The organism is Paractinoplanes pyxinae (assembly GCF_026626335.1).
Classification (GTDB): domain Bacteria; phylum Actinomycetota; class Actinomycetes; order Mycobacteriales; family Micromonosporaceae; genus Actinoplanes; species Actinoplanes pyxinae.
Genome location: NZ_JAPNTZ010000011.1, coordinates 46,190 through 68,673, shown reverse-complemented (window position 1 = coordinate 68,673; position 22,484 = coordinate 46,190). Strand labels below are relative to the sequence as shown.

22 protein-coding genes and 1 pseudogene are annotated in these 22,484 nt (G+C 71.0%); 11 read left to right on the top strand and 12 right to left on the bottom strand.

Going from position 1 to position 22,484, the window contains the following annotated elements:
- Positions 1 to 32 precede the first annotated feature (32 nt).
- From OWR29_RS29540 to OWR29_RS29530, 3 genes are read left to right on the top strand one after another with little or no spacing between them, the layout of a single operon-like run.
- Positions 33 to 887, top strand: coding sequence for an NAD-dependent epimerase/dehydratase family protein (locus OWR29_RS29540; RefSeq protein WP_267566569.1), 855 nt, complete (start codon positions 33 to 35; stop codon positions 885 to 887).
- Entirely contained in the window at positions 884 to 2,104 is a 1,221-nt protein-coding gene (locus tag OWR29_RS29535; RefSeq protein WP_267566568.1) for an enolase C-terminal domain-like protein, read from the top strand. The genes OWR29_RS29540 and OWR29_RS29535 overlap by 4 nt, the downstream gene beginning before the upstream one ends.
- 46 nt (positions 2,105 to 2,150) lie before the next feature.
- Positions 2,151 to 2,591 (top strand): MarR family winged helix-turn-helix transcriptional regulator, encoded by a 441-nt coding sequence (locus OWR29_RS29530; protein ID WP_267566567.1) that lies wholly within the window; start codon positions 2,151 to 2,153, stop codon positions 2,589 to 2,591.
- A 1-nt stretch (position 2,592) separates the two neighbouring features.
- On the opposite strand, the gene OWR29_RS29525 is transcribed toward OWR29_RS29530, so the two are convergent.
- Entirely contained in the window at positions 2,593 to 3,333 is a 741-nt protein-coding gene (locus OWR29_RS29525; protein ID WP_267566566.1) for an SDR family oxidoreductase, read from the bottom strand.
- A gap of 57 nt (positions 3,334 to 3,390) precedes the next feature.
- On the opposite strand from OWR29_RS29525, the gene OWR29_RS29520 reads away from it, so the two are divergent.
- Both OWR29_RS29520 and OWR29_RS29515 read left to right on the top strand, forming a co-directional pair.
- Positions 3,391 to 3,948 carry a TetR/AcrR family transcriptional regulator gene (locus OWR29_RS29520; RefSeq protein WP_267566565.1) on the top strand — a complete coding sequence of 186 codons (558 nt, stop codon included), beginning with the start codon at positions 3,391 to 3,393 and terminating at the stop codon, positions 3,946 to 3,948.
- 117 nt (positions 3,949 to 4,065) lie between these two features.
- Positions 4,066 to 5,034: a pirin family protein gene (locus OWR29_RS29515; RefSeq protein WP_267566564.1), complete on the top strand. Its 969-nt coding sequence runs from the start codon at positions 4,066 to 4,068 to the stop codon at positions 5,032 to 5,034.
- A 35-nt stretch (positions 5,035 to 5,069) separates the two neighbouring features.
- On the opposite strand, the gene OWR29_RS29510 is transcribed toward OWR29_RS29515, so the two are convergent.
- Positions 5,070 to 6,068 (bottom strand): SEC-C domain-containing protein, encoded by a 999-nt coding sequence (locus OWR29_RS29510; RefSeq protein WP_267566563.1) that lies wholly within the window; start codon positions 6,066 to 6,068, stop codon positions 5,070 to 5,072.
- A 99-nt stretch (positions 6,069 to 6,167) separates the two neighbouring features.
- Between OWR29_RS29510 and OWR29_RS29505 the strand changes: the two genes are divergently transcribed.
- The 3 genes from OWR29_RS29505 (at position 6,168) to OWR29_RS29495 (ending at position 9,784) form a co-directional block, all read left to right on the top strand.
- Complete coding sequence (locus OWR29_RS29505) at positions 6,168 to 7,364, top strand: aminopeptidase (protein ID WP_267566562.1); 1,197 nt, start codon at positions 6,168 to 6,170, stop codon at positions 7,362 to 7,364.
- A 1-nt stretch (position 7,365) separates the two neighbouring features.
- A complete protein-coding gene (locus OWR29_RS29500) occupies positions 7,366 to 8,031 on the top strand; it encodes a class I SAM-dependent methyltransferase (RefSeq protein ID WP_267566560.1) in 666 nt (221 codons plus the stop codon).
- Between the two features lie 178 nt (positions 8,032 to 8,209).
- On the top strand, positions 8,210 to 9,784 hold the full coding sequence (locus OWR29_RS29495) for a phospholipase D family protein (protein WP_267566559.1): 1,575 nt from the start codon (positions 8,210 to 8,212) through the stop codon (positions 9,782 to 9,784).
- Here OWR29_RS29495 and OWR29_RS29490 read toward each other — a convergent pair.
- Genes OWR29_RS29490 through OWR29_RS29480 form a run of 3 tightly spaced genes read right to left on the bottom strand, consistent with a single transcriptional unit; the run spans position 9,771 to position 13,441 of the window.
- Complete coding sequence (locus tag OWR29_RS29490; protein WP_267566558.1) at positions 9,771 to 10,853, bottom strand: protein-L-isoaspartate O-methyltransferase family protein; 1,083 nt, start codon at positions 10,851 to 10,853, stop codon at positions 9,771 to 9,773. The two genes, OWR29_RS29495 and OWR29_RS29490, sit on opposite strands and share 14 nt — an antisense overlap.
- Positions 10,854 to 10,858: 5 nt before the next feature.
- A complete protein-coding gene (locus OWR29_RS29485; protein ID WP_267566557.1) occupies positions 10,859 to 11,935 on the bottom strand; it encodes a hypothetical protein in 1,077 nt (358 codons plus the stop codon).
- Positions 11,936 to 11,989: 54 nt separating this feature from the next.
- A complete protein-coding gene (locus OWR29_RS29480) occupies positions 11,990 to 13,441 on the bottom strand; it encodes a phosphotransferase family protein (protein ID WP_267566891.1) in 1,452 nt (483 codons plus the stop codon).
- A gap of 112 nt (positions 13,442 to 13,553) precedes the next feature.
- On the opposite strand from OWR29_RS29480, the gene OWR29_RS29475 reads away from it, so the two are divergent.
- Positions 13,554 to 14,615, top strand: a complete 1,062-nt coding sequence (locus OWR29_RS29475) for a hypothetical protein (protein WP_267566556.1) — start codon at positions 13,554 to 13,556, stop codon at positions 14,613 to 14,615.
- Between the two features lie 108 nt (positions 14,616 to 14,723).
- Here the strand turns inward: OWR29_RS29475 and OWR29_RS29470 are convergent.
- A pseudogene (locus OWR29_RS29470) lies at positions 14,724 to 14,909 on the bottom strand (cupin domain-containing protein); the annotation flags it as partial.
- A 103-nt stretch (positions 14,910 to 15,012) separates the two neighbouring features.
- Positions 15,013 to 15,810 carry a hypothetical protein gene (locus OWR29_RS29465; protein WP_267566554.1) on the bottom strand — a complete coding sequence of 266 codons (798 nt, stop codon included), beginning with the start codon at positions 15,808 to 15,810 and terminating at the stop codon, positions 15,013 to 15,015.
- Positions 15,811 to 15,947: 137 nt separating this feature from the next.
- On the opposite strand from OWR29_RS29465, the gene OWR29_RS29460 reads away from it, so the two are divergent.
- Positions 15,948 to 16,160, top strand: a complete 213-nt coding sequence (locus OWR29_RS29460; protein WP_267566552.1) for a hypothetical protein — start codon at positions 15,948 to 15,950, stop codon at positions 16,158 to 16,160.
- Positions 16,161 to 16,187: 27 nt separating this feature from the next.
- Here the strand turns inward: OWR29_RS29460 and OWR29_RS29455 are convergent, their stop codons facing one another.
- The 3 genes from OWR29_RS29455 to allB are packed head-to-tail and all read right to left on the bottom strand — an operon-like array spanning position 16,188 to position 18,815.
- A complete protein-coding gene (locus tag OWR29_RS29455; protein WP_267566551.1) occupies positions 16,188 to 16,523 on the bottom strand; it encodes a TfoX/Sxy family protein in 336 nt (111 codons plus the stop codon).
- Entirely contained in the window at positions 16,513 to 17,502 is a 990-nt protein-coding gene (gene alc, locus OWR29_RS29450) for an allantoicase (RefSeq protein WP_267566550.1), read from the bottom strand. The genes OWR29_RS29455 and alc overlap by 11 nt, the downstream gene beginning before the upstream one ends.
- Positions 17,502 to 18,815, bottom strand: a complete 1,314-nt coding sequence (allB, locus tag OWR29_RS29445) for an allantoinase AllB (protein WP_267566549.1) — start codon at positions 18,813 to 18,815, stop codon at positions 17,502 to 17,504. The genes alc and allB overlap by 1 nt, the downstream gene beginning before the upstream one ends.
- A 22-nt stretch (positions 18,816 to 18,837) precedes the next feature.
- Between allB and OWR29_RS29440 the strand changes: the two genes are divergently transcribed.
- The gene (locus tag OWR29_RS29440) at positions 18,838 to 19,656 is read left to right on the top strand and encodes an alpha/beta fold hydrolase (RefSeq protein WP_267566548.1); all 819 of its coding nucleotides are present in this window, start codon (positions 18,838 to 18,840) and stop codon (positions 19,654 to 19,656) included.
- Here the strand turns inward: OWR29_RS29440 and OWR29_RS29435 are convergent.
- Both OWR29_RS29435 and aceB read right to left on the bottom strand, forming a co-directional pair.
- Positions 19,639 to 20,778, bottom strand: coding sequence for a DUF6986 family protein (locus OWR29_RS29435; RefSeq protein WP_267566547.1), 1,140 nt, complete (start codon positions 20,776 to 20,778; stop codon positions 19,639 to 19,641). The two genes, OWR29_RS29440 and OWR29_RS29435, sit on opposite strands and share 18 nt — an antisense overlap.
- Entirely contained in the window at positions 20,778 to 22,325 is a 1,548-nt protein-coding gene (aceB, locus tag OWR29_RS29430; protein WP_267566546.1) for a malate synthase A, read from the bottom strand. Before aceB ends, OWR29_RS29435 begins: the two co-directional genes overlap by 1 nt.
- Between the last annotated feature and the right edge of the window lie 159 nt (positions 22,326 to 22,484).

Sequence of the window (22,484 nt, the reverse complement as noted above, 5' to 3'; positions counted from 1 at the left end):
TGATAGGCGATTCTCCGAGTAAGTTTCAGATCATGCCTGCTCACGTCCTCGTCACCGGGGCGGCCGGCCTCATCGGCGCCGCTGTGCTCGACCTGTTGGCCTCCGACGGCGTCACCGCCACCGCCCTCGTCCTCGAACCGCCTGGCGAACCGGCTGAGATCAATGCCGAGCGGGTGCTGGTGGGCGAGGCCCAGGACGTCGCGCTGGTCGACGACGCGCTCGACGACTGCGACGCGGTGATCCATCTGGCCGCCATCCCGCACCCCGGCCGCGACCCCGACGAGGTGGTGTTCGGCCGCAACACGCTGGCCACCTTCACCGTGCTCGACCGGGCGGCCCGGCGGGGCGTGCGCAACGCGGTGATCGCCAGCAGCTACGCGATCGGCGGGCTCCCGTTCGCCCGGCGGCCGCTGCGGATGCCGTACCTGCCGATCGACACCGGCCTGCCGTTGCAGATCACCGACCCGTACGCGCTGTCGAAGCGCACCGACGAGGCCACCGCCGACATGATCCACCGCCAGTACGGCACGACCGTGGTGGCGCTGCGCCTGCCCTTCGTGGGTGGGGCCGAGGACAGGCTGGCCCCGATGGCCGAGGTGTTCGCCCGCGATCCCGGGCGGGGCGCGGCCGACGTGTGGAGCTACCTCGACGTCCGGGACGCGGCCCGCGCCCTGGTCCTGGGCCTGCAGCCGGCGCTGACCGGCAACCATGTGCTGTACGTGGCCGCGCCCGAGACACTGGCGCCGCAGACCACCGAGTGGCTGCTCGACGAGTTCCACCCCACCGTGCCGCGTCCCGACTTCCCCGGGCGCACGGTGCCGATCGACCTGCGTCCGGCCCGCGAACTGCTGGGTTTCACCGCCGCGTACGAGTTCCCGGTCGCATGAACGCGCCGACGATCACCGGGGTGCGCGTCGTCGTGACCGCGCCCGAGGGGGTCAACCTCGTCGTCGTGCGCATCGACACGTCCGAGCCCGGCCTGTACGGGCTGGGCTGCGCCACCTTCCACCAGCGGTTCGCCGCGGTGGTGGCCGCCCTCGAGACCCACATCGCCCCGCTGCTGACCGGCCGCGACGTCTCGCAGATCTCCGACATCGGCCGGTCGCTGCACTACTCGTCGTACTGGCGGGGCGGGCCGGTGCTCAACAGCGCGCTGTCCGGGATCGACATGGCGCTGTGGGACATCGCCGGCAAGCGCGCCGGGCTGCCCGTCTACGACCTGCTCGGCGGTCGGCTGCGGGGTGCCGTGCCGGTCTATCTGCACGCCTCCGGGGCCACGATCGGCGAGACCCTGGACGAGGCGGAAGCGCTGGTCGAGGCCGGCTACCGGCACGTGCGTCTGCAGACCGGGCAACCCGGCCTGGGCACGTACGGGGCTCCGGGCGCCCCCGGCGGCTACCCCGGAACGCCGTACCCCGACGGCTGGAACGTCCACCACTACCTGGCCCAGACGCCGCGGCTGTTCGAGGCCGCCCGCGACCGCCTCGGCGACGACGTGGAACTGCTGCACGACGTGCACAGCCGGCTCACCCCGAAGCAGGCGGTCGTGCTGGCCCGCGCGCTCGAGCCGTACCGCCTGTTCTTCCTGGAAGACGTGATCGCCCCCGAGCACTACGACCGGCTGCCCGAGGTGCGCGCGGCCTCGCCGGTGCCGCTGGCCGTGGGCGAGTTGACCGCCTCGGTGACCGATGCCGCCCGCCTGGTCACCGCCGGCGGCGTCGACCTGCTGCGCTGCCACATCTCGGCGATCGGCGGCCTCACGCCCGGCCACAAACTGGCCGCGCTGTGCGAGCTGCACGGCGTCCAGACCGCCTGGCACGCTCCGGCCGACGTCTCCCCCGTCGGCGCGGCGGCGAACTTGGCGCTCGACCTGATCAGTCCGGCCTTCGGCATCCAGGAGGGCCACGTCTACCCCGACGTCGTGCACGAGGTCTTTCCCGGTACGCCGGTGATCGCGGCCGGATACGCCCGGCCCTCAACCGCGCCCGGCTGGGGCATCGACCTCGACGAGACGGCCGCGGCCAAGCACCCACCCGTGCTGGGCGCCCACGAGCGGTGGGCCGCCACGGTGCGCCGCCCGGACGGCTCGATCGAGGCCCCGTGAGCGGCGACACTTGTTGTTTCAGATTTGAAAGAAGTATTGTTTCCGTATGGCCGACCCGCTGACCGAGAGCCAACAGCTCGCCTGGCGCAGCTTCATCGAGAGCTCGTGGGCGCTGCACACCCACCTCGAGGATGAGCTGCGCGCGCAGACCGGTCTCAGCATGAACGACTACCACGTCATGGTTACCCTTTCCGAGGCGCCCGAACACCGCCTGCGCATGGGTGAACTGGCCAGCCGCCTGGTCTTCTCCCCCAGCCGCATCACGTACCAGATCAGCTCGATGGTCAAGCGCGGCCTGGTCCGCAAGCAGCCCTGTCCCGAGGACGGCCGCGGCCAGGAGGCGGTGCTCACCGACGAGGGCATGGCCGCCCTGGAGGCCGCCGCGCCGCTGCACCTGATCACCGTCCGCGACAGCTTCATCGACCGCCTCGACCCCGACGAGCTGGCCGTGATCCACCGCGTCTTCGACAAGGTGCGCCAGGCCTGACCTAGCCCTGCCGGGTGGGCCGGATGGTCAGGTCGCCGATTTCCACATCCTCGGGCTGGTCGATGGCGAAGGCGATCGCCCGGGCCACCGCCGCGGGCTCGATGCCCAGGTCGGCCATGCTTTTCTGAACTTCCTCGCGTACGGCGGGATCCTCGAACGCGTTGTCGACGAGCTCGGTGCGGACGTACCCCGGGGAGATCGACGTCGTCCGCAGCAGGCCATCGGTGCTCTCCTGCCGCAGCGCCTCCAGGAACGTGCGGACCGCATTCTTCGTGCCGGCGTAGACGGCCTGCGTGGGAACGATCTTCAGGCCCGAGGTCGACACGACGGTCACCAGGTGCCCACTGCCCTGACGGCGGAACACCGGCAGGGCCGCCGCGATGCCGTGCAGGACGCCGTTGACGTTCACGTCGATCATGGCCTGCCAGCCCGCGAGATCGAGTTCGGCCATGGGCCCGATCTTCGTGATGCCGGCGTTGCCGACCAGGACGTCCAGCCGGCCGAACCGCTCGACCGCCACGCCGACGAGCGACCGGAGGTCGGCGGGGTCGGTGACGTCGACCCGTACGGCGGTCGCGACGCCGCCGCCGGCCGTGATCTCGCCGACGATCTGATCGAGCCGGTCGGCGCGGCGGGCGCCCAGCACCACGACGGCGCCGAGCGACGCGAGATGACGTGCGGTGGCCTCGCCGATACCGCTGCTGGCGCCCGTGACGGCGACAACCTTGCCCTCAATGCTCATACAGCTCTCCCCTAGAGTGGACACATGTCCGGTTATCCCGATCAGCCTAGCGGACACGTGTCCGCTTCTGCCAGCAGCTCCGCGAGACGAGCCGACGCCCAGCTCAACCGCGAGCGGATTCTCGAGGCGGCCCGCCGGCTCGTGCGCGAGCCGGGCGAGCTGAAGCTGAACGCCGTCGCGAAGGCCTGCGGCATCGGGCAGGGCACGCTGTACCGGCACTTCCCGACCCGCGAAGCGCTGTTGGCCGAGGTCTACCGGCAGGAAGTGGACGAGCTGGTCGCCGCGGCGCCGCAGCTGCTGGAAGAACTGCCGCCCCTGGAAGCCCTCGCGGCCTGGTTCGATCGGGTCGCCGCCTACGCCCGGGTGAAGCGGGACGTGTTCGCCGCGGTCGAGGCGGCAACCTGGCAAGACTTGGCCGCCCACAGCCTCGGCCCGATCGGCGACGCGGTCGACCTGCTGCTGAGGGCGGGCCGCGCGGCCGGCACCATCCGCCCCGACGCCGAGGCGCGCGACGTCATCGTGCTGATCAGCTGGCTGTCGCGGCTGGACGACGCCGAGCTCGACGCGCGCGGGTCGCGCTTGCTGGCCATCCTGATCGACGGCCTGCGGGCGTGAGCGCGGCCATCCTGATCGACAGCCTGCGGGCGTGAGCCGGCCCACCCTGGTATTTCAGTTTTGAAAGAGTTATGGTCTATCCACGGTCGCGCTAGTCCGAGCCCTGGGAGGCACGTCATGCCCGCCATCACCGTCGACGACGTTCTGGTCCTGCCGCGGGTGCCGCAGCTCGACCCGGCCACCAGCTTCCGCCCGGTCCGCCGGCTCACCACCGCGCCCAGCGGCTACGAGGGCGAGGGTTTCCCGGTCCGCCGCGCCTTCGCCGGGGTCCCGCTGAACGAGCTCGACCCGTTCATCCACCTCGACCAGATGGGCGAGGTCGACTACGCGCCGGGAGAACCGAAGGGAACTCCGTGGCACCCGCACCGAGGATTCGAGACGGTGACGTACATGATCGACGGGATCATGGACCACCAGGACTCGCTGGGCAGCGGGGGCACGATCGCCAACGGGGACACCCAGTGGATGACGGCGGGCCAGGGCATTCTGCACATCGAGGCGCCGCCCGAGCACCTGGTCACCAGCGGCGGGCTGTTCCACGGGCTGCAGCTGTGGGTCAACCTGCCGCGCGCGGCCAAGATGATCACGCCGAAGTACCAGGACATCCGAGGGCGGGAGTCGGCCCTGCTGACCACGCCCGACGGGGGCAGCCTGATCCGGGTCATCGCCGGTGAGGTGGCGGGGCACGCCGGGCCCGGCTCGACCTTCACGCCGATCAACCTGGCCCACGTCACCCTGCAGCCGGGGGCCCAGCTCGACCTGCCCTGGCAGCCGGACTACAACGCGCTGGTCTACGTGCTGGCCGGGCGGGGCACGGTCGGGGCCGAGCGGCGCCCGATCCAGATCGGCCAGCTGGCCGCCCACGGCAAGGGCGACGCGATCCGGGTGACGGCCGACGCCACCCAGGACTCCAACATCCCGGCCATGGAGCTGTTCATCATGGGCGGGCAGCCGATCCGCGAGCCGGTGGCCCACTACGGCCCCTTCGTGATGAACACGCAGGCCGAGCTGAAGCAGGCCTTCGAGGACTTCCAGAAGGGCCGCCTCGGCGTCATCCCGGCCGAGCGCATGCCCCACACCGACTGAAAAAGAGGCCCCTTTCACAAGGGGCCTCTTTCACGTCAGCGGGAGCGGGGCAGGCAGTCCTTCTTGTACTTCAGGCCAGAGCCGCACCAGCAGGCCCCGTTGCGCTCCGGAGGCCACGGGATGTGATTCGGGGCGGCCTCCAGCTCACGCGCGTACGCCGTGCGGGTGCCTTCCTCGGCCGGGTCGCCGTGCTTGGCCAGGCCGTCGGCGGTGGCCGGGAAGACGGCCAGGCCGGTGCGGCCGGTGCCGGTGAGGCGCACGAGCTCTTTCTCGAGCCGGGCGCGGTGCTCGTCCCAGTCGGCGCCGTACTGCTCGGCCAGGGCCGGCCACTGCTTCAGGACGCTCGCGAACTCGGCCTGGGGGAAGAACACCAGATCGGCGCTGACGGCGGCGGCCGGAGCGGCGCTCGCGTTGGCCAGCCGGGTCTCGAGCCGCTCGGCCAGGTTGTCGTGGTGGTCGTGCTGCAGGCCCAGTGCGTGGCGCAGGCGGTGCCGCTGCTGCAGCAGGAAGAACAGCGTGCCGGCGTCGTCGGCGCTGGCCGGCTCGTCGGACTGCTCGGCGTTGGCGGCCCGCTCGGCCAGGGACAGCTTGACCGCCTCGGTCAGCCACTCCTCGGCCTGGCGGGAGCGCTTGCCGACGACCAGGGCGGCCGTGATGAACGCGGCCGCGTCGGGCTGGGTGGTCAGCTGCGGGCGCAGGGCCTCGAGCTCGGCCACCGCCTCGTCGTCGCGGCCGGCCCGGAACAGGATGCGGGCCCGCACGGCGCGGGTGGTGGCGACCTGGTTGTCGTCGCGGTCGCCGGGCGCCGCGAGGGCGCCGTCGGCGTAGCGCAGGGCCGCGTCGTACTTCGACCGGCTCTCGGCGATCTCGGCCGCCAGCGTCAGGGCCTGGCCGGCGTCGGCCGGATCTTCCAGGCGGCCGGCCTCGACCGCGTCGGCCACCTCGGCCGCGACGCCGAGCGGATTGGCCGCGCCCAAGGCGGACTGCCGGATCTCTTCAAGGTCTGCGCTGGTCAGCACCGTTTTAGTCGACACGCCGTCAATGTACTGCGACTTGTGCATCCGTGGCTGTTGATCTGAGTCTCACTTGGGGCGGGGCATCACGACCGGCCGAAAAGAAATAACCTGCGAGACATGGCGCTGATCGAGCGATTCGCGGATCTTGTCGTCCGGGCCGGCATCAACGTTCAGCCGGGTCAGGGCGTGGTTCTGCACACTGACACGGCCCATGTCGAGATCGCCCGGGCGGTGACCGAGGCGGCGTACGCGGCCGGTGCGGCCTGGGTCGAGCCGGTGTGGACCGACGGCCCGATGCGCCGCTCGGCGGTGTCCCACTCGAGTGTCCAACAGCTTTCCGCCGTACGCCCGTGGGCCCTCAACCGCATCCGGGAGTGGCGTGAGTCCGGGGTGGCCTGGGTCCGCCTGCTCGGTGAGGCCGATCCCCATCTGCTCGACGGCCTCGACCCGGCCAAGATCGCCGCCAGCCCGGCCGAGGAGGCGCAGGCGATGCGCCGCGCCCTCATGAGCGGCATGCGCTGGGTGGTGGTCGGCGCACCCAATCCGGGCTGGGCGCGTGAGGTGTTCGGCGAGCCCGACGTCGACCGGTTGTGGAAGGCCGTCGGCACGGCCATGCGCCTCGATCTCGACGACCCCGTGGCCGCCTGGCGGGAACGCAGCGCGACGCTGGCCGAGCGCGGCCGCCGGCTCGACGCGCTGCAGCTGACCGAGCTGACGTATTCGGGTGAGGGCACCGACCTCACCGTGGGCCTGCTGCCGGGCACCCGCTGGACGGGCGGCGGCCTGATCGACGAGGCCGGAATCCCGTACCTGCCGAACATCCCGACCGAAGAGGTCTTCACCAGCCCCGACCGCAACCGGGCGGAGGGGGTGCTGCGGGTGACCCGGCCGGTGGTGATCGCCGGTCAGGTGGTGACCGGGCTCCGCGTGACGCTGACCGGCGGCCGCATCACCGGCGTCTCGGCCGACGAGGGGGCCGACGTCGTGCGGGCGCATCTGGAGGCCGACGAGGGCGCGCGCCACCTGGGCGAGGTGGCCCTGGTCGACCGGGAGAGCCGCATTGCCCGTACGGGCGTGGTCTTTCACAACATGCTGTTCGACGAAAATGCGGGCTGCCACGTGGCGTGGGGGCAGAGTTTCCCGTTCGCCGTCGAGGGCGCCGCCGCCATGACCGAACAGCAGCGGCTCGATTTGGGCCTGAACATGTCAAGCGTGCACACCGACGTGGTGGTCGGCGGCGAGGGCATCACGGTGACCGGCCGCGGCCCGGGCGGCACGGTCACCATCATCCGCGACGACGAGTGGGTGCTGTGAGATGGCTCCGACGGCGGCGTACGACGAGATCGCGGACTGGTACGAGCACGACTTCCTGCCCACGACGGGCGAGGGCGACCCGATCGGCATCCGGCGGCAGTTGACCGAACTGCTCGGGCCCGGCCGGGGTCTCTGCCTCGAAGTGGGCTGTGGCACCGGCGTGCACGCGGCTCAGGTAGGCGGCCTGGGCTGGACGCCGGTGGGGGTCGACCTGTCGGGTGGCATGTTGGCGTACGCGAAAGAACGCCTGCCGATCGCCCGGGCCGACGCGACGCGCCTGCCCGTGCTGAGCGCGTCGGTGCCCGCCGCAGTGGCGATGATGGTGCACACCGACATGCCCGACTACCCGGCCGTGCTGCGCGAAGTCGGGCGAGTGCTCCGGCCGGGTGGCGTCTTTGTGCACGTGGGTGTGCATCCGGCCTTCTGCGGTGGTTTCGCGGACCGCAGCGATCCCGAAGCGGTGATCATCAGGCCGGGCTACCTCGACGGTCGGTGGACGAAGAACTCGTGGACGGACAAGGGCGTGCGCAACCGGGTCGGCGCGTCCCATTTCCCCCTGCCCGTGTTGCTGCGGGCCGTGCTCGACGCCGGCCTCACCCTGACGGACTTCGCCGAGGGCGGCGCGCCGTCACCGACGACCTTCTCGTTCCGAGCGGTCAAACCATGAACAGCATCGCGCCTGCGCCCATCAGGACGAGCAGCAGGACGGCGATGAGGAGGCCCTTCTCGGCGGCGAGGGCGGGGTCGGCGGCTTCGGTGATCGGCTCAGCACTCATCTGACAACTCCTTCGAGGGAAGCGCACCTCGACGTGCGCGCACCGGTTCGGCGATCTACATTCGGGGGCGTGCCTCTGCCGGACTGGTTCCTCACAACGGAGGAGCGTGGCAACCCGGAATCCTCCATACCCACGTGGTCGACCGGTAACTCCGCCCAGCCTCTTATTCACGGCAAAACATATTTTGACCGTTTGGTAACGGAGGTGGAAAGTCTTCGCGAGGGTGACCACCTCTTCTTCACCGACTGGCGCGGCGACCCCGACGAGCGCCTGCGCGACGAGGGCCCGACGATCGCCGAGCTGTTCTCGGCCGCGGCCAAGCGCGGCGTGGTCGTCAAGGGTTTGCTCTGGCGCTCCCACCTCGACAAGCTGGCGTACAGCGAGGAAGAGAACCGCAGCCTGAGCGACGACATCCGGGCGGCCGGCGGCGAGGTGCTGCTCGACCAGCGCGTACGCCGGGGCGGTTCGCACCACCAGAAGCTGGTCGTGCTGCGCCACCCGGGCCGGCCCGAGCTCGACGTCGCCTTCGCCGGCGGCATCGACCTGTGCCACAGCCGCCGCGACGACGAGCGGCACCTCGGCGACCCGCAGGCGGTGGCCATGGCCAAGGCGTACGGGCCGAACCCGCCCTGGCACGACGTGCAGCTCGAGCTGCACGGGCCGGTGGTGGGCGTGCTCGACCTGACCTTCCGCGAGCGCTGGAACGAGCCGGACGACCTCGACCAGCACGGTCCCATCTCGACGCTGACCGACAAGCTCAAGCACGCCGACATGAGCGCCGACCGGCTGCCGCCGCAGCCGCCCGACCCGCCCGAGTGCGGGCCGCTGGCCGTGCAGACACTGCGCACCTACCCGTCGATGCGCCCCAAGTACGACTTCGCGCCCAACGGCGAGCAGACCGTGGCCCGCGGCTACACCAAGGCGATCAAGCGGGCCCGGCGGCTGATCTACCTGGAGGACCAGTACCTGTGGTCGGTCGAGGTGGCCCGGCTGTTCGCCGACGCGCTGCGGGCCAACCCCGAGCTGCACCTGATCGCGGTGGTGCCCCGGCACCCCGACGTCGACGGCCGGTTCGCGCTGCCGCCCAACCAGATCGGCCGCGAGGAGGCGATCTCGCTCTGCTCGCGCGCCGCGCCCGACCGCGTGCACGTGTTCGACCTCGAGAACGAGGCCGGCACGCCGATCTACGTGCACGCCAAGGTGTGCGTGGTGGACGACGTGTGGTGCAGCGTGGGCAGCGACAACTTCAACCGTCGATCGTGGACGCACGACAGCGAGCTGTCCAACGCGGTCCTCGACGACACGCGCGACGAGCGGGAACCCCGCGACCCGGCCAGGCTGGGGGACGGCGCGCGCCACTTTCCCCGGGAGTTGCGGCTCGCGCTGACGCGGGAGCACCTGGATCGTGACGACCTGGCCGTGGTCGATCCCGCTGACGCCGTACGGGAAATGACCGCCGCCGCCGACAAGCTCAAGGCCTGGCACAAGGCCGGTCGGACGGGTCCGCGTCCGCCGGGCCGGTTGATGCCGCACGAGACCGAGAAGCTGCCCTGGTATCAGAAGTGGTGGGCGACCCCGGCCTACCGCCTGGCCTACGACCCCGACGGCCGGTCGTGGCGCGATCGGTGGGCTAACCGCTGGTGAGCTCCCAGGTGCGTGGCAAAAGAATTGGCGCGTACGGGTCACCGCCGGCCGCCAGAGTCAGACGCCACGCCTGCATCGGGGGCCGGGCCGCCTCGAGCCACCGGTCGATGATCGCGCTCGCCTCGACGGCGTAACGGCCGGCCTCGTCGCCCCCGGCCAGCACACTGCCGTCGGGCAGGACGGCCGCGCCGCCGATACGCTGCTCGTCCAGCAGCATCAGGCAGTTCTGCTCATGACCGGGCACGGCCGCGTAGGTGGCGCGCCGGTGCCACACCCCGGCCGCGTACCAGAGATCGCGATAGGCCAGGGGCTCCAGCGCGGGGTGGAAACGGCTTTCGGCGTACGGGATGAGGGGCTTGATCGTGCGAGGCGGAACGGGCGCCGGGAAAGGATGGGCCGCGGTCAACGGTCCGGCCGCGGTCATGAAGCCGGACGGGCTGATGACGCGGGCCCGCTCGTCCCGGCCGATCCGCAGCACCGGGTGCGTGCCGGCGTGCTCGACCGGCGCCACGATCACACCCTTGTCGTCCAACTGCTCCAGCCAGCGCGGCGACACACCGGCGACACCGACCGTGACGATTACTCTGTCCACTCGTACGCCGGGAAAGCCCTGATAGCCGTCGCCGAGCACGACCCGCACCCCCTCGACGCCGGCCCGGGCCAGCGCCGAACGTGCCCGCTCGGCCACGTCCTCCTGCACGTCCACGCTGATCACCGTGGCGCCGAGCCGGGTCAGCAGGGCCGCGTTGTAGCCGGTGCCCGTGCCGATCTCCAGAACGGTCTGACCGGGCCGCACGTCCAGCGCCTCGATCATCAACGCCATCAGCGACGGCTGGCTCGACGAGCTCACCGGCGTGCGGCCGTCCACCTTGGTCACCAGCACGTCGTCGTCGTACACGAGCTCGAGGAAGTCCGGGTCGGCCGGAGCGGCCCACGAGCCGTCGCGCCGCTGGAAACCCTCGGGGACGAAAACCTCGCGCGGCACCTCGGCGAAGGCGGCGGCCAGCGGCGGCGAGAGGGCCACTCCCCCACGCCGGATCCGGTCGAGAAACGCCTCCCGTGGGCCCATCTGTCTCACCATAGAGCGGGCAGCAGGGAGGTCGGGGAGATCAGGGGACGCAGACCGTCACTCTCCGGCGAGCGGCGGGCCACCCCGGCCAGCAGGTCGGCCAGCTGAACCCTTGGGTCGTCGCGGGAGTCGACCATCGTGAGGCCGGCCAACGGTGACACTCCGTCGACGGCGAGCGCGTCCCGCAGCCGGGCGAGGCGGTCGGCCGTGAGGGCGCTCTGCTCGTCGTGCGTGACCAGCACCCGCCGACGGCCGCCGTCATTCCAGAACAGGATCGTCTCAGCCAGGGCGGGCAGGAGGGGTTCAAGGGGCGGCGGAATCGAGCGGTCGTCGTCGTCAAGCCGGCTCACCAGGTCACGGACCCGCCGCGGGTCGAGGCCGTCGAGACCGGCTTCGGATCCTGCTCCTGGCCCTGCTACTGCTCTTGGCCCCGCTCCGTCGCCTGATCCGGACGCTGCTCCTGGCCCTACTCCTCGCCTTAGCCCCCCTCCGTCGCCTGATCCGGACGCTGCTCCGGCCCCTGCTCTTGGTCCTGCTCCGGCCGCTGCTCCGGCGACCGCCTCCCAGGATCGGACAAATCGGTCAACGGCTTGGCCCGCGGGCTGCCGCCGCTTGGGGCGCACCAGGTCGGCGAACGCGGCGAGCAGGGCGACCGACACGCTTCCCTTCCGCAGCAGCGCGAGCGCAGCGGGCCGCTGACCCTGGGTGAGCCGGGTGCCGGCGGCGTACGAGGGCTCGGCCAGCAACAGGTCAACGATGCGGGTGGCCAGAAAAAACTTCTTGTCGACGAGGTGAACGAGCGCCCGGCCGCAGAGTGCGGTCAGAAACAGCTGAAGCGCCTCGGCCGCGCGCGGGCCCCGCAGAAAGGGTCCGGACTTCAACTCGTGAGAGCTGGACCGAAGCGCGCTGATCAAGTCGGCCGCCTCGTCCACGGTCAGGTCGACGCTGGCGTGCGTGATCAGCGGGGTGGCCGGATCGAGCAGGTTGGTGCCCGAAAAGCCGGACTCGTCGCATGCGATCTCCACCACAGGGCCGGCGACCGCCTCAACCGGCGGCAACCCACCCTGCAGCGGAGTCCTCATAACCGGGCTTCCTGCTGCGCCGTTCTCATGTCCGGGCTCCCTGCGGCGACGTTCTCATCGGCGGGCGGCGGCTACGGCGGCGGCCAGGCCCGCGGGGACGTCGTCGGCGTGGTAGGGCCACTCGGTGGGCTCGATGTTGCCGAGGAACTCGGAGTAGATGAGGGCGCCCCGCAGATCGGCCATCGGGCGCATCAGCTCGACCGCTCGCACCGGGTCGGAACCGGGTACCGTCTCGCGCCACCGGTCGGCCCACTCGGCGAGCAGCCGGGCACGGCCGGGCACGCCTTCGCCCCGCTCGCCCCCGTCGGCGGAAGCACCGGTAAGACGCAGGATGTCCAGCGCCGGATGCCCGAGAACGCAGTCACCCCAGTCCATGATCGTCAGCCGCCCGGCGTCGTCGGTGCGCACGTTGCCCGGATGCAGGTCGCCGTGCACGAGCGTGTCGGGCAGCCCGCACTCGGCGATGTCGGCGAACCGCCGCGGCAGGTCGTCGATGAACTCGCGCAGTCCCGGCATGCTGTCGAAGTGCGGCTCAGCAATGCGGACGTACGCATCGAGGGTCTTCGCGAACCGGGCGTCGGGAATGTCTTTGAGCGGCGCCGGATCAACGGCGAAATGGGCCTGAATCGGGTGGAAGGCCGCGGCAATCGTCGCGCACAGATCGGCCCCGGCGCCGTAGCGATCCTCACCGGGAGCGTGAGCCAGCAACATGCGGCCGTGGTCCCCCTCAGCGATCAGCTGCGGAACCAGCCCCGGCGCGACGCTGTCGACCAGGCGCAACATGGACGGCTCATGCCCGAAGAACCGCGGCACCTGCTTGACCCAGGCCACTGGCTGGCCGCGTTCGTCGTCGAGCCGCCAGATGGCCGACAGATTCCAGGTGCGGCACTGGTACGCGGTCGTGCCGGGAAGAATGCCGGTGGCCCACTCGATCGTCGCGGTAGGCCCGCCGATCTCAGCGTAGGCAGCCCGCTTCGAATGCGGCGCGCGCAGACTTTCGGCACTCCAAACGCGGCCTCCGCGCGGCTCGCCCGCGCCTCCAACCTCCCCGGCGCTTGCGGTGGGCTCGGTCGCACCCCGCACGGTTTCGGCGTTCGGAGATTGTTCCGAATGCGGCTCGCCGGCGCTTCGGGCGGGATTGACGCTCGGGACACGTTCAGAATGCTGCTCGCCCGCGCTTCGGGTCGGATCGGCGTTCGGAGGGTTCACCGAGCTTGGCGCGGGCGGGCGTTGGTCGTACGTCGCAAGCGGCGCGACATCACCGCTCAGCGCACCCGACCGCCCGATTTTTCGGATATTTGCGGCTTCATCGGTGAGTTCGGCGAGATAGGTGACGTGGCCGCCGGGTGGGGCGGGCTTGTCGCTGTGCAGCAGGCGTAGCACCTGCAGGCCGGGGCCGAAGCCGGCGACATCTTGCCACCAGGGGACGGCCGGTTCGAACGGCTCGGTCTCGCCGAGCAGCCGGCCGGACGGATCGACCAGTACCAAAGTCACTGTTCTCGCCACGAACGCCAAAGGTAACGGAGTGCGGCCGATCAATCGCGCGAATTTCGGCGACCCGGCCGTCCCGAACCGGCGGGCCTGGTGCCGGCTGGGCAGGCCCAACTACGATGCGCGGATGTTCGGACGTTCCGCCACCGCCCTGCCCGAGCTCTGCGCCGGCCTGGCCGATGCCGTGATCCGGCTCGACACCAAGGCCTCGACCAAGACCTATCGCGCCATTGTGGACCGTCTGCCGCAGGCCGATCAGGCCGAGCTGAGCGAGGCGCTGCCGCCGCTGATCCCCGCGCTGGAAGAGGTCGCGCTGGGCAATGGCGGGCTGCTGGCCACGCTGGTGGCGGGTCTGATCGAGCAGGGCGCCGACCCGCTGCCGGTGCTGCCGGTGCTGGTCGAGCGGGTGGCCGCCGGGCTCGAGCTGGCCGCCCAGTTCGGCGTGCTGTCCGAGAAGCTGGGCGGCCCGGTGACCGCGCCGACGTCGGCCGACGAATACCGTGAGCTGCGCGAACGCCTGGTCCGGGCGGCGCCGCAGGCCGGGCTCAGCGTGGAGGAGGCGGGTGAGATCGCGCAGGCCTGGTTCACGGTCAACGACTGGATCCCCAGCCTGCTGCTGCCGCTGCAGCAGAAGGCCGCCCGCCAGGCGCTGCCCGCCCGCGACCGGCTGACCGCCGCGGCCGCCGCGATGACCACTCACCTCGAGGACGCGGGCTGGCTGTTCGGGCTGCTCGAGGTGCTCGACGACGAGCCGCTGCTGGTGCTGCACCGGCCGACCAGCCGGGCCTACGACCTGACGGTGAGCGGGGTCAGCGACATCTTCCAGCTGCACACGCTGCTGGCCGCGACGCTGATCGGCGACGAGTCCCGCGGACTGCTGCCGGGCACCCCGCCGGAGCCGGCCTGGGTCGCGGCCGCCACCGACGGCGAGCTGATGCCGGCCGGTGGCATCATCGGGCGGTTCTATCTGGCCGACGCGACCGGCGAGACCATCTGGAACGAGGGCCGCCTGGCCGACATCCCGCTGCTGGGTGATCACCGAGTGATCGTGCTCGACCCACCGCCGTACGACCGAAGTTGGAACCTCGGCCGCGCCTACCCGCTGATGCGGCCCGAGGTGGTGCTCAACCGCATTCTGCCCGCCGACGAGGCTAGGCAGTGGGCGTCGCGGGTGGCGCCGGCGGCGTGAGCTCTGCCCGGTGGTGCTGTGCACGTGATCCGGGATCTCCCCCTCGTGCCGGTCGCCGGTGGAGAGGATGCCCGACGGCTCGAACATGAGGATCGACCCGCCCGTCGACGACGGCTTGTGCTCGACGCCATTGGGCACCACGAAAACGTCCCCCACGTTGAGGGTGACTGAGCGATCCCGCATCGCGATCTCGATCTGCCCGTCCAGCACGAGGAAGAACTCGTCGGTGTCCTCGTGCACGTGCCAGACATGCTCGCCGCGCACATGCGCGATCCGCACGTCGTAGTCGTTCATCCGGGTCACGATGCGCGGGCTGTAAACCTCGTCGAAGCTGCCCAGCGCGGCCGTCAGATTGATCGGTTGATCCATCCACTCAGCGTGCCGCCCATCGGGCCCCTCATACAACCGCCCGAGGTTCGAGGGTGACGCGGTCGAGCACGACCTCGAAGCCGAGCGCCCGATGAGCCGCCACATCGGTGGTCAGCACCAGCACGTGCTCAGCAACCTGCGAAGCTTCCGCACAGGCAGCGGCAAAAACTGCGTCGGTACGCCCATCGGGCGCATAGGCCGCGCTGACCCGAGTCATCCCGGCCACAACCCGGCTACGACCACACATCGCCACCGGCCGCCCGCCGACTTCCCACAACGTCAACCCGCCATAGCGAAGCGGATCGTCGATCACGTACCCGAGATCGCTGGGATCACCCGGGTTGGCCGCCATCAGCTCGTGAAACCACCCCACCAGCAGCTCGCGATCGTCCACAGTAGCCCGCCGGAACTCCACACCGCTTTCGTTACCGCCCCACTGCGGCGTGACCAACCGGCACAGAGCGACCCGAAATCGCTCGACCAGCACCACCCCAGTTCGATCAAGCCAGACCGAAGCGACCCTCTCGACATCCCGCCCATCCACCCCGAGAGCGTCCATCTCACCAAGCACGCCAACCAAGGACGGCAAAGCCTCGGCCGGTACGGGCGTCAGCACCGGCGGATGCCGCGGCGCCCGCAGAAACGCACCCGCAACCGCACCGGCTTCATCAACCCACCACCCGAACGCGCAGCCGTCATCAAGCTCAGCGCCCGCCGCCGCGTCGAGGTAGGCGGCTTCGGTCAGCAGAAGCGTGTGGGCAACCGGATCGGCAGCGAGGAAGTCACCGGCAGCGACCAGAAACTCGCGCACATCGCCCGACGTCATCCAAGCCACACCCGATCCTGGAACGCCGGCCACCCCCACCGCAACGCCCCCGGTTCGATCAGGAATCGAGAAGCGCCGCCCCACCCCTCTCCCCTAGCGTGACCTGCACAGACATCGCACCGAGAAGGGGTTCTCCGATGAACAAGTGGATCCGGCAGTTCCACCGCTGGGTGGCCGTCGCCTTCACCGTGACCGTGCTCGCCACCGTGGTCGCACTGGCCCGGGACGAACCGATCCTGTGGGTCTCTTACACCCCGCTGCTGCCCCTCGCCCTCCTGTTCTTCTCGGGCGCCTACCTGTTCGCCCGCCCCTACCTCGTCAAGCGCCGCGCCGCCGCCGCGAGAAGCTGACCCCTTCCGCGAGCGTCCGCGACGGGCCTACCGCCGAGCGGCCTTCGGCGGCAGCGACGCCACATGGTCGTACGCCTCGGCCAGCCACCGATCGAGCTCCGGGTCGTCGAGCCGATCGCCGGCCACCAGCACCCAGCCGCGCATCGAGCGCCCACCCGACTCGAAGGGCCGCACGCCCTCGCGAGTCAGCGCCGCCGCCACGCCTTCGGGCCCGAGGCGCACGATGAGCTCGTCGCGCGAGACGCCCACCGTCATGTTGCCGTTCGTGAAGAACGCCAGCCCGCCGAACATCTTGCGTTCGGTGACGGCCGGATCGGTCAGCTTGTCGCGCAGCCGCTGCGCCAATGTCTCGTCATAGGCCATCGGCATGCCTCCGGAATTGCTCTTCCAGGTAGCCCGCCACCGGACGGCCGTGCAGGCGCAGGCGGGCCATGCCGCCGTCGGGGAAGATGTCGAGCCGGACGCGGGCGGCGACGCGCCCGGCTCGGATCGGGAAGCGGTGCGGCGTGTCCGGCCGCAGCGCCACCCGGGGCAGCAGCTCGAACCACTCCTGCCCGTCCTCGCTGCCGCGCAGCGTGGCCCAGCCCGGGGCGTTGCCCTTGAAATGCGTGGTGTCGAGGTCGGCCAGCGCGATCTCGGCCGGCGCGGCCAGGGCGACCGCCACCCAGTCGTTGGCGTCGTCGCGGCGGCGGGACGTCTCCCACCCGTCGCCCATGTGCTGGGCCAGGCCGGGCATCAGCATGTTGCCCGGGTGGCCGTAGAACATGTTGCTGCAGCCGGTGATCCGAGCGCCGTACGCCAGCGCGGCGACGTCGAACACTTCGGGCAGCAGCCGCGGGTCGGGCACGGCAGTGCCGTGCACGCGCAGCCGGGCCACGCCGCCGTCGGGGAAGATCGTCAGCCGGACGTGGGTGTACCGGCGCCGGTCGGTCACGGCGAACAAGTTGCGGCTGTCGCCCTGCAACGGCGACCGCGGCACGAGTGGCGTCCACTCGGCGGCGAGCAGTTCGGCCGGGGTGGGGTAGCCGTCGACAGCCAGGCCGTCGATCGCCGCGTGCGGCGGGTAATTGCCAGTGAAGAACGCCGTGTCGACGTCCACCCCGCGGATCACACCGGGCGCGCCGAGCCGGACGATGGCCACGTCGCTGCCGGGCTCGCGACGACGGCGGGTCTCCCACCCGTCGTACACCTGGCCTTTGTGGTCGAAGGTGCGCGGCGCGAACACCGGCGGCTGCGGGAGCACCAGGTGGTCGGCCGCGGCGAAGAACTCGTCGTTCGCGTGGACGACACCCCCGCCGAGCGCGCGGGAGGCCAGGTCGGGCAGGGTGGCGAACTCTTCCATCAGGCATCCCTCCGGCTCAGGAACCGGCCACGCGCGGTATCGCCGGCCACCGCGTGACCCCGCAGCCAGGTGGTGCGCACGACGCCGTGCAGTTTCTGTCCCGCGTACGGCGTCACGGGGTTCTTGTGGTGCAGCCGGGCCGGCTCGACGACGAAGGTGTCGTCGGGATCGAAGGCGACCAGGTCGGCGTCGGCCCCCACCGCGATGCGGCCCTTCTCGTGCAGCCCCACCAGCTCGGCCGGGCGGTGGGCCATCCACTCGGTGACCTCGGCCAGCGTGTGGCCGCGGGCGCGGGCCGCGCTCCAGATCACCGGCAGACCGAGCTGCACCGAGGCGATGCCGCCCCAGGCTGCGGCGAAGTCGCCGGTGTCGCGCTTCTTGAGCTCGGGCGTGCAGGGCGAGTGGTCGCTGACCACGCAGGTGATCAGCCCGTCGGCCAGCGCCTGCCACAGCTGGTCGGCGTTGGCCGCGTCGCGGATGGGCGGACAGCACTTGAACTCGGTCGCGCCGTCGGGGATGTGGGCGGCGTCGAGCGTCAGGTAGTGCGGGCAGGTCTCGGCGGTGACGCGCAGACCCTCGGCTCGCGCGGCGGCGATCAGCGGCAGGGCCGAAGCGGCCGACAGATGCAGGATGTGCACGCGGCCGCCGGTAACCCGGGCGGCGTCGATGGCGGTGGCGACCGCAGCGTGCTCGGCCTCGGGCGGACGCGACCCGAGGAACGCGGCGTAGCTCGCCGGGCCGGGCAGCTCGCCGAGGTGGTCGGGATCTTCGGCGTGCACGACGAACTGGGCGTCGACCGCCTCGAAGGCCTGCCGCAGCTCGCTCGCCGAGACGGGCGGAAACTCGGGCACGCCGGAGTCGGCCAGGAACGCCTTGAACCCGAATACGCCGGCCTCGTGCAGCGCCGGCAGCGCGCCCGCGTTGCCCGGGATCGCGCCGCCCCAGAAACCGACATCGACGAAAATCTGCCCACTCGCGGCCGCCTGTTTGATCCGCAACGCTTCGACGTCGACGGTCGGCGGCAGGCTGTTGAGCGGCATGTCGACGATCGCCGTGACGCCCCCGGCCGCGGCGGCCCGGGTGGCCGAGGCAAACCCCTCCCATTCCGTACGCCCGGGCTCGTTGACATGCACATGCGTGTCGACCAGCCCCGGCAGCAAAGCCGTCTCGCCCAGATCAGTGTCGACCGCAGCCTCGAAGGCGTCGTCGTACCCGCCCACCGCGACGATCCGGCCCGAGTCGATGCCCACGGCGGACGGCCTTTCCGCACCACCGACGACCACCCGCCGCGACCGCAACACCAGCTCGAACATGCAGTGAGCCTAGCTTTCCGGTATGACAAAAAAGGTGAGCACGCGGGCGCCGATCAACGTCACCGCATGGGACGGTCCGGGGCCGGCCGCCCCGGCGATCCTGGTCCACGGCACGTTCACCTGGGCCTCGTGGGCGTTCCAGCATCAGCAGCCACTCGCGCGCGACCGTCGCGTCCTGCTTCCGGACAGACGCGGCTTCGGCCACAGCCCCGATCCCGACGACGGCATCAGCGACTATGCCGCCGACGCCAGTGACATTCTCGAGCTGATGGCCTCGGCCGGGCCCCACGGCGTGCACCTGCTCGGGCATTCCTACGGCGGCACGGTCGCGATGCTGGCCGCGGCCGCCCGTCCCGACCTGGTGCGGTCGCTGACTTTGGTCGAACCGTGCGCGCACACCGTCGCCGCGTCCTCCCCGGTCGTGGCGGCCGCGATCGACGACGGCCGGCGCTTCATGGCTGTCGCACGCGATCAAGACCCTTCCGCGTACGTCGAAACGGCGTACCCGGTCGGCCGGCGCCCACAACCGGCGTCCTGGCTGCTGCGTGCCGCCCGCACCGCGCTGAACGAGCGCCCCTGCTGGCTGGCCGAACTGCCGGTCCCGGCTCTGCGCGAAGCCACCTTCGCCAAGCTGGTGGTTCTCGGCGGCTGGGATTCGACGCCGCCCGGCTACCGCCCCGGCATGGCCGAGGTGATGCGCGTGGTGTGCACAACGGTCGCGAGCCGCATCGGCGCCCGCCTGGCCGAGGTTCCCGGCGCCGCCCATGAGCCTCAGCGCGAAGAGCCGGAGGCCTTCAACCAGCTCGTCCGCGACTTCTGGGCGTCACAGGAAGGCCAGTAGCTCGGCCCGGGTGAAGGTGGCGTCGGTCAGCGCGCCGCAATTGAGCCCGCGCAGCAGGTAGGTGGCGAGCGCGCGGGCGGTGGCGGGCTCGTCGGCGATGCCGCTCTCTTGCCGGTCGAGGTAGCGGCGCAGCCGGGTCACGGCGGCCTCGTGCCCCTCGCGGAAGAACGCGTACGTGGTGGCGTAGCGGGTCGGCAGCTGGGCCGGGTGCAGGTCCCAGCCCTGGTAGAAGCCGCGTTCGAGGGAACGGCCGACCAGACGGTGGTGCACCTCCCAGGCCGCCTGCACCTCTTCCCGGGAGCCCACCGGCAGGATGTTGGTCGAGCCGTCGGACAGGCGGACCCCGGTCTGCGCGGCGGCGACCTGCATGACGGCCTTGGCGTGGTCGGCGACGGGATGGTCCATCGCCTGGTAGGCCGCGGCCACCCCGGCCGCCGCGCTGTAGTCGTACGTGCCGTAATGCAGGCCCGTGCAGCGGCCACCGGCCGCGGTGATCAGACGGGCGACGGTGGCCGTGCCGTCGGCGGCGAGCACGGCGGCGGGCAACTCGATCTGGATCTCGAAGCGCAGCGTGCCCGCGGCCAGCCCGTACCCGTTCTCGAGCCTTTCCAGCAGCGTGACCATGGCCGCGACCTGGTCCGTCCCGCTCACCTTGGGCAGCGTGACGATGAAGTCGGCGTCCTGATAGGACGATAGGAACAGATCCAGCGTCCGCAGCGACCGCCGCCGGGTCGCCGCCTCGAGCGACTTGATGCGCAGGCCGAGGAAAGGCGGCCGGTCGCCCGCGCGCAGGATCGCCGCTGCCTTGCGCACCGCCGCGTCTTCCTGCTCGTCGTCCCGTACGCCGTAGCCGTCCTCGAAATCGACGCGCAGGTCTTCGATCGGCTCGGCGGCCAGCTTCTCGCGGACGCCGGGCACCGACCACGGGAAGTCGTGCAGCTCCATCACCCGCAGCGCCTCGGCGCCCCACTCGCGGAAGCCGTCGAGCCGGTCGGCCGGGATGTAGACGGTGTGCACGGGCTGCCGGTCGGCGCTCTCGCCCGGATAACGCGCGGCGAGGAACGCGTCGTGCGGCGCGAGCAGCCCGTCGACTTCGTCGTAGTCGGCGTCGGTGAGCCGCATCAGTCGATCGAGTCGTAGGCGGCGGTGGTCAGGAAGTCGGCGAAGTCGTCGGCCAGGGCGACCCGCTCGAACAGCTTGCGCGCGTCGTCGAAGCGGCTGCCCGCCCACGCCTCGTCGCCGATCGCCTCACGGATCTTGGCCAGTTCCTCGTCCTCGATCCGGCCCACGAGTTCGCCCGTGATCGCGGTGCCGTCGGGCAGCCGAACGCCGTTGTGGATCCACTGCCACACCTGCGAGCGCGAGATCTCGGCGGTGGCCGCGTCCTCCATCAGGTTGTTGATCGCCACGGCGCCGTTGCCGCGCAGCCACGCCTCCAGATACTGCAGGCCGACCGAGACGTCGTTGCGCAGACCGTCCTCGGTCACCTCGCCCGGCGTGGCCGCCACGTTGAGCAGCTGCTCGGCGCTGACCGACACGTCGGGGCGCTGCCGATCGAGCTGGTTGGGCTTGTCGCCGAGCACCCGGTCGAAGATCTCTTGGCAGACCGGCACCAGGTCGGGGTGGGCCACCCACGAGCCGTCGAAGCCGTCGCCGGCCTCGCGTTCCTTGTCCTCCCGCACCTTGGCCAGCGCGACCTCGTTGACGGCGGGGTCGCGGCGGCTGGGGATGAAGGCCGCCATGCCGCCCATCGCGAACGCGCCACGGCGGTGACAGGTGGACACCAGCAGCTCGGTGTAGGCGCGCATGAAGGGCGCGGTCATCGTGACCGAGGCGCGGTCGGGCAGCACCATCGACGGGTTGTCCCGGAAGTATTTGATGATGCTGAACAGATAGTCCCAGCGGCCGGCGTTGAGGCCGGAGATGTGCGGGCGCAACGCGTGCAGAATCTCTTCCATCTCGAACGCGGCCGGGATCGTCTCGATCAGGACGGTGGCCCGGATGGTGCCGACCGGAACATCCAGCGCCTGTTGGGCGTACGTGAAAACGTCGTTCCACAACGCCGCTTCCTTGTGCGATTCCATCTTGGGCAGGTAGAAGTACGGCCCGCTGCCGCGTTCGACCAGCTCTTTCGCGTTGTGGAAGAAGTAGAGCCCGAAGTCGACCAGCGCGCCCACCGCCGGTTCGCCGTCGACCGGCAGGTGGCGTTCGTCGAGGTGCCAGCCGCGCGGACGCATGACGATCGTGGGATAAGGGCCACCATTGAGCTCGTACGTCTTCTGCGGTGTCTCGAGCGAAATGGTGCGCCGGATGGCGTCGTACAGATTCTGTTGCCCGTCGACGACGTTGGACCAGTGCGGAGTGTTCGCGTCCTCGAGGTCGGCCAGCCACACCTTGGCCCCGGAGTTGAGCGCGTTGATCGTCATCTTGCGCTCGGTCGGGCCGGTGATCTCGACGCGACGGTCGCGCAGGTCGGCCGGGGCGGGCGGCGCGCTCCACTCGGCGGCGCGGATCTCGGCCGTCTCGGGCAGGAAATCGAGTGACCCGCCGGCGGCTATCTCGGCCCGGCGCACGGCCCGGGCCCGCAACAGCTCGTCCCGCCGGGGGCGGAACCGCCGGTTCAGCTCGGTGACGAACGCGACGGCCTGGTCGGACAGGATCTCGGTCATCGGCGGCTCCCCTCGTCGGCGCGGCTCCTCTCAAACCGTAGTGGAGGCGGGAGGCTCCGCAACCGCTTGTGGATAAACCCGCGTGCTCACCCCCGCGGTCCCTGCGGGGGTGAGCACGCCGTGGACGAGTGCGGTCACAGCTGGGGACGGGTGGCCGTG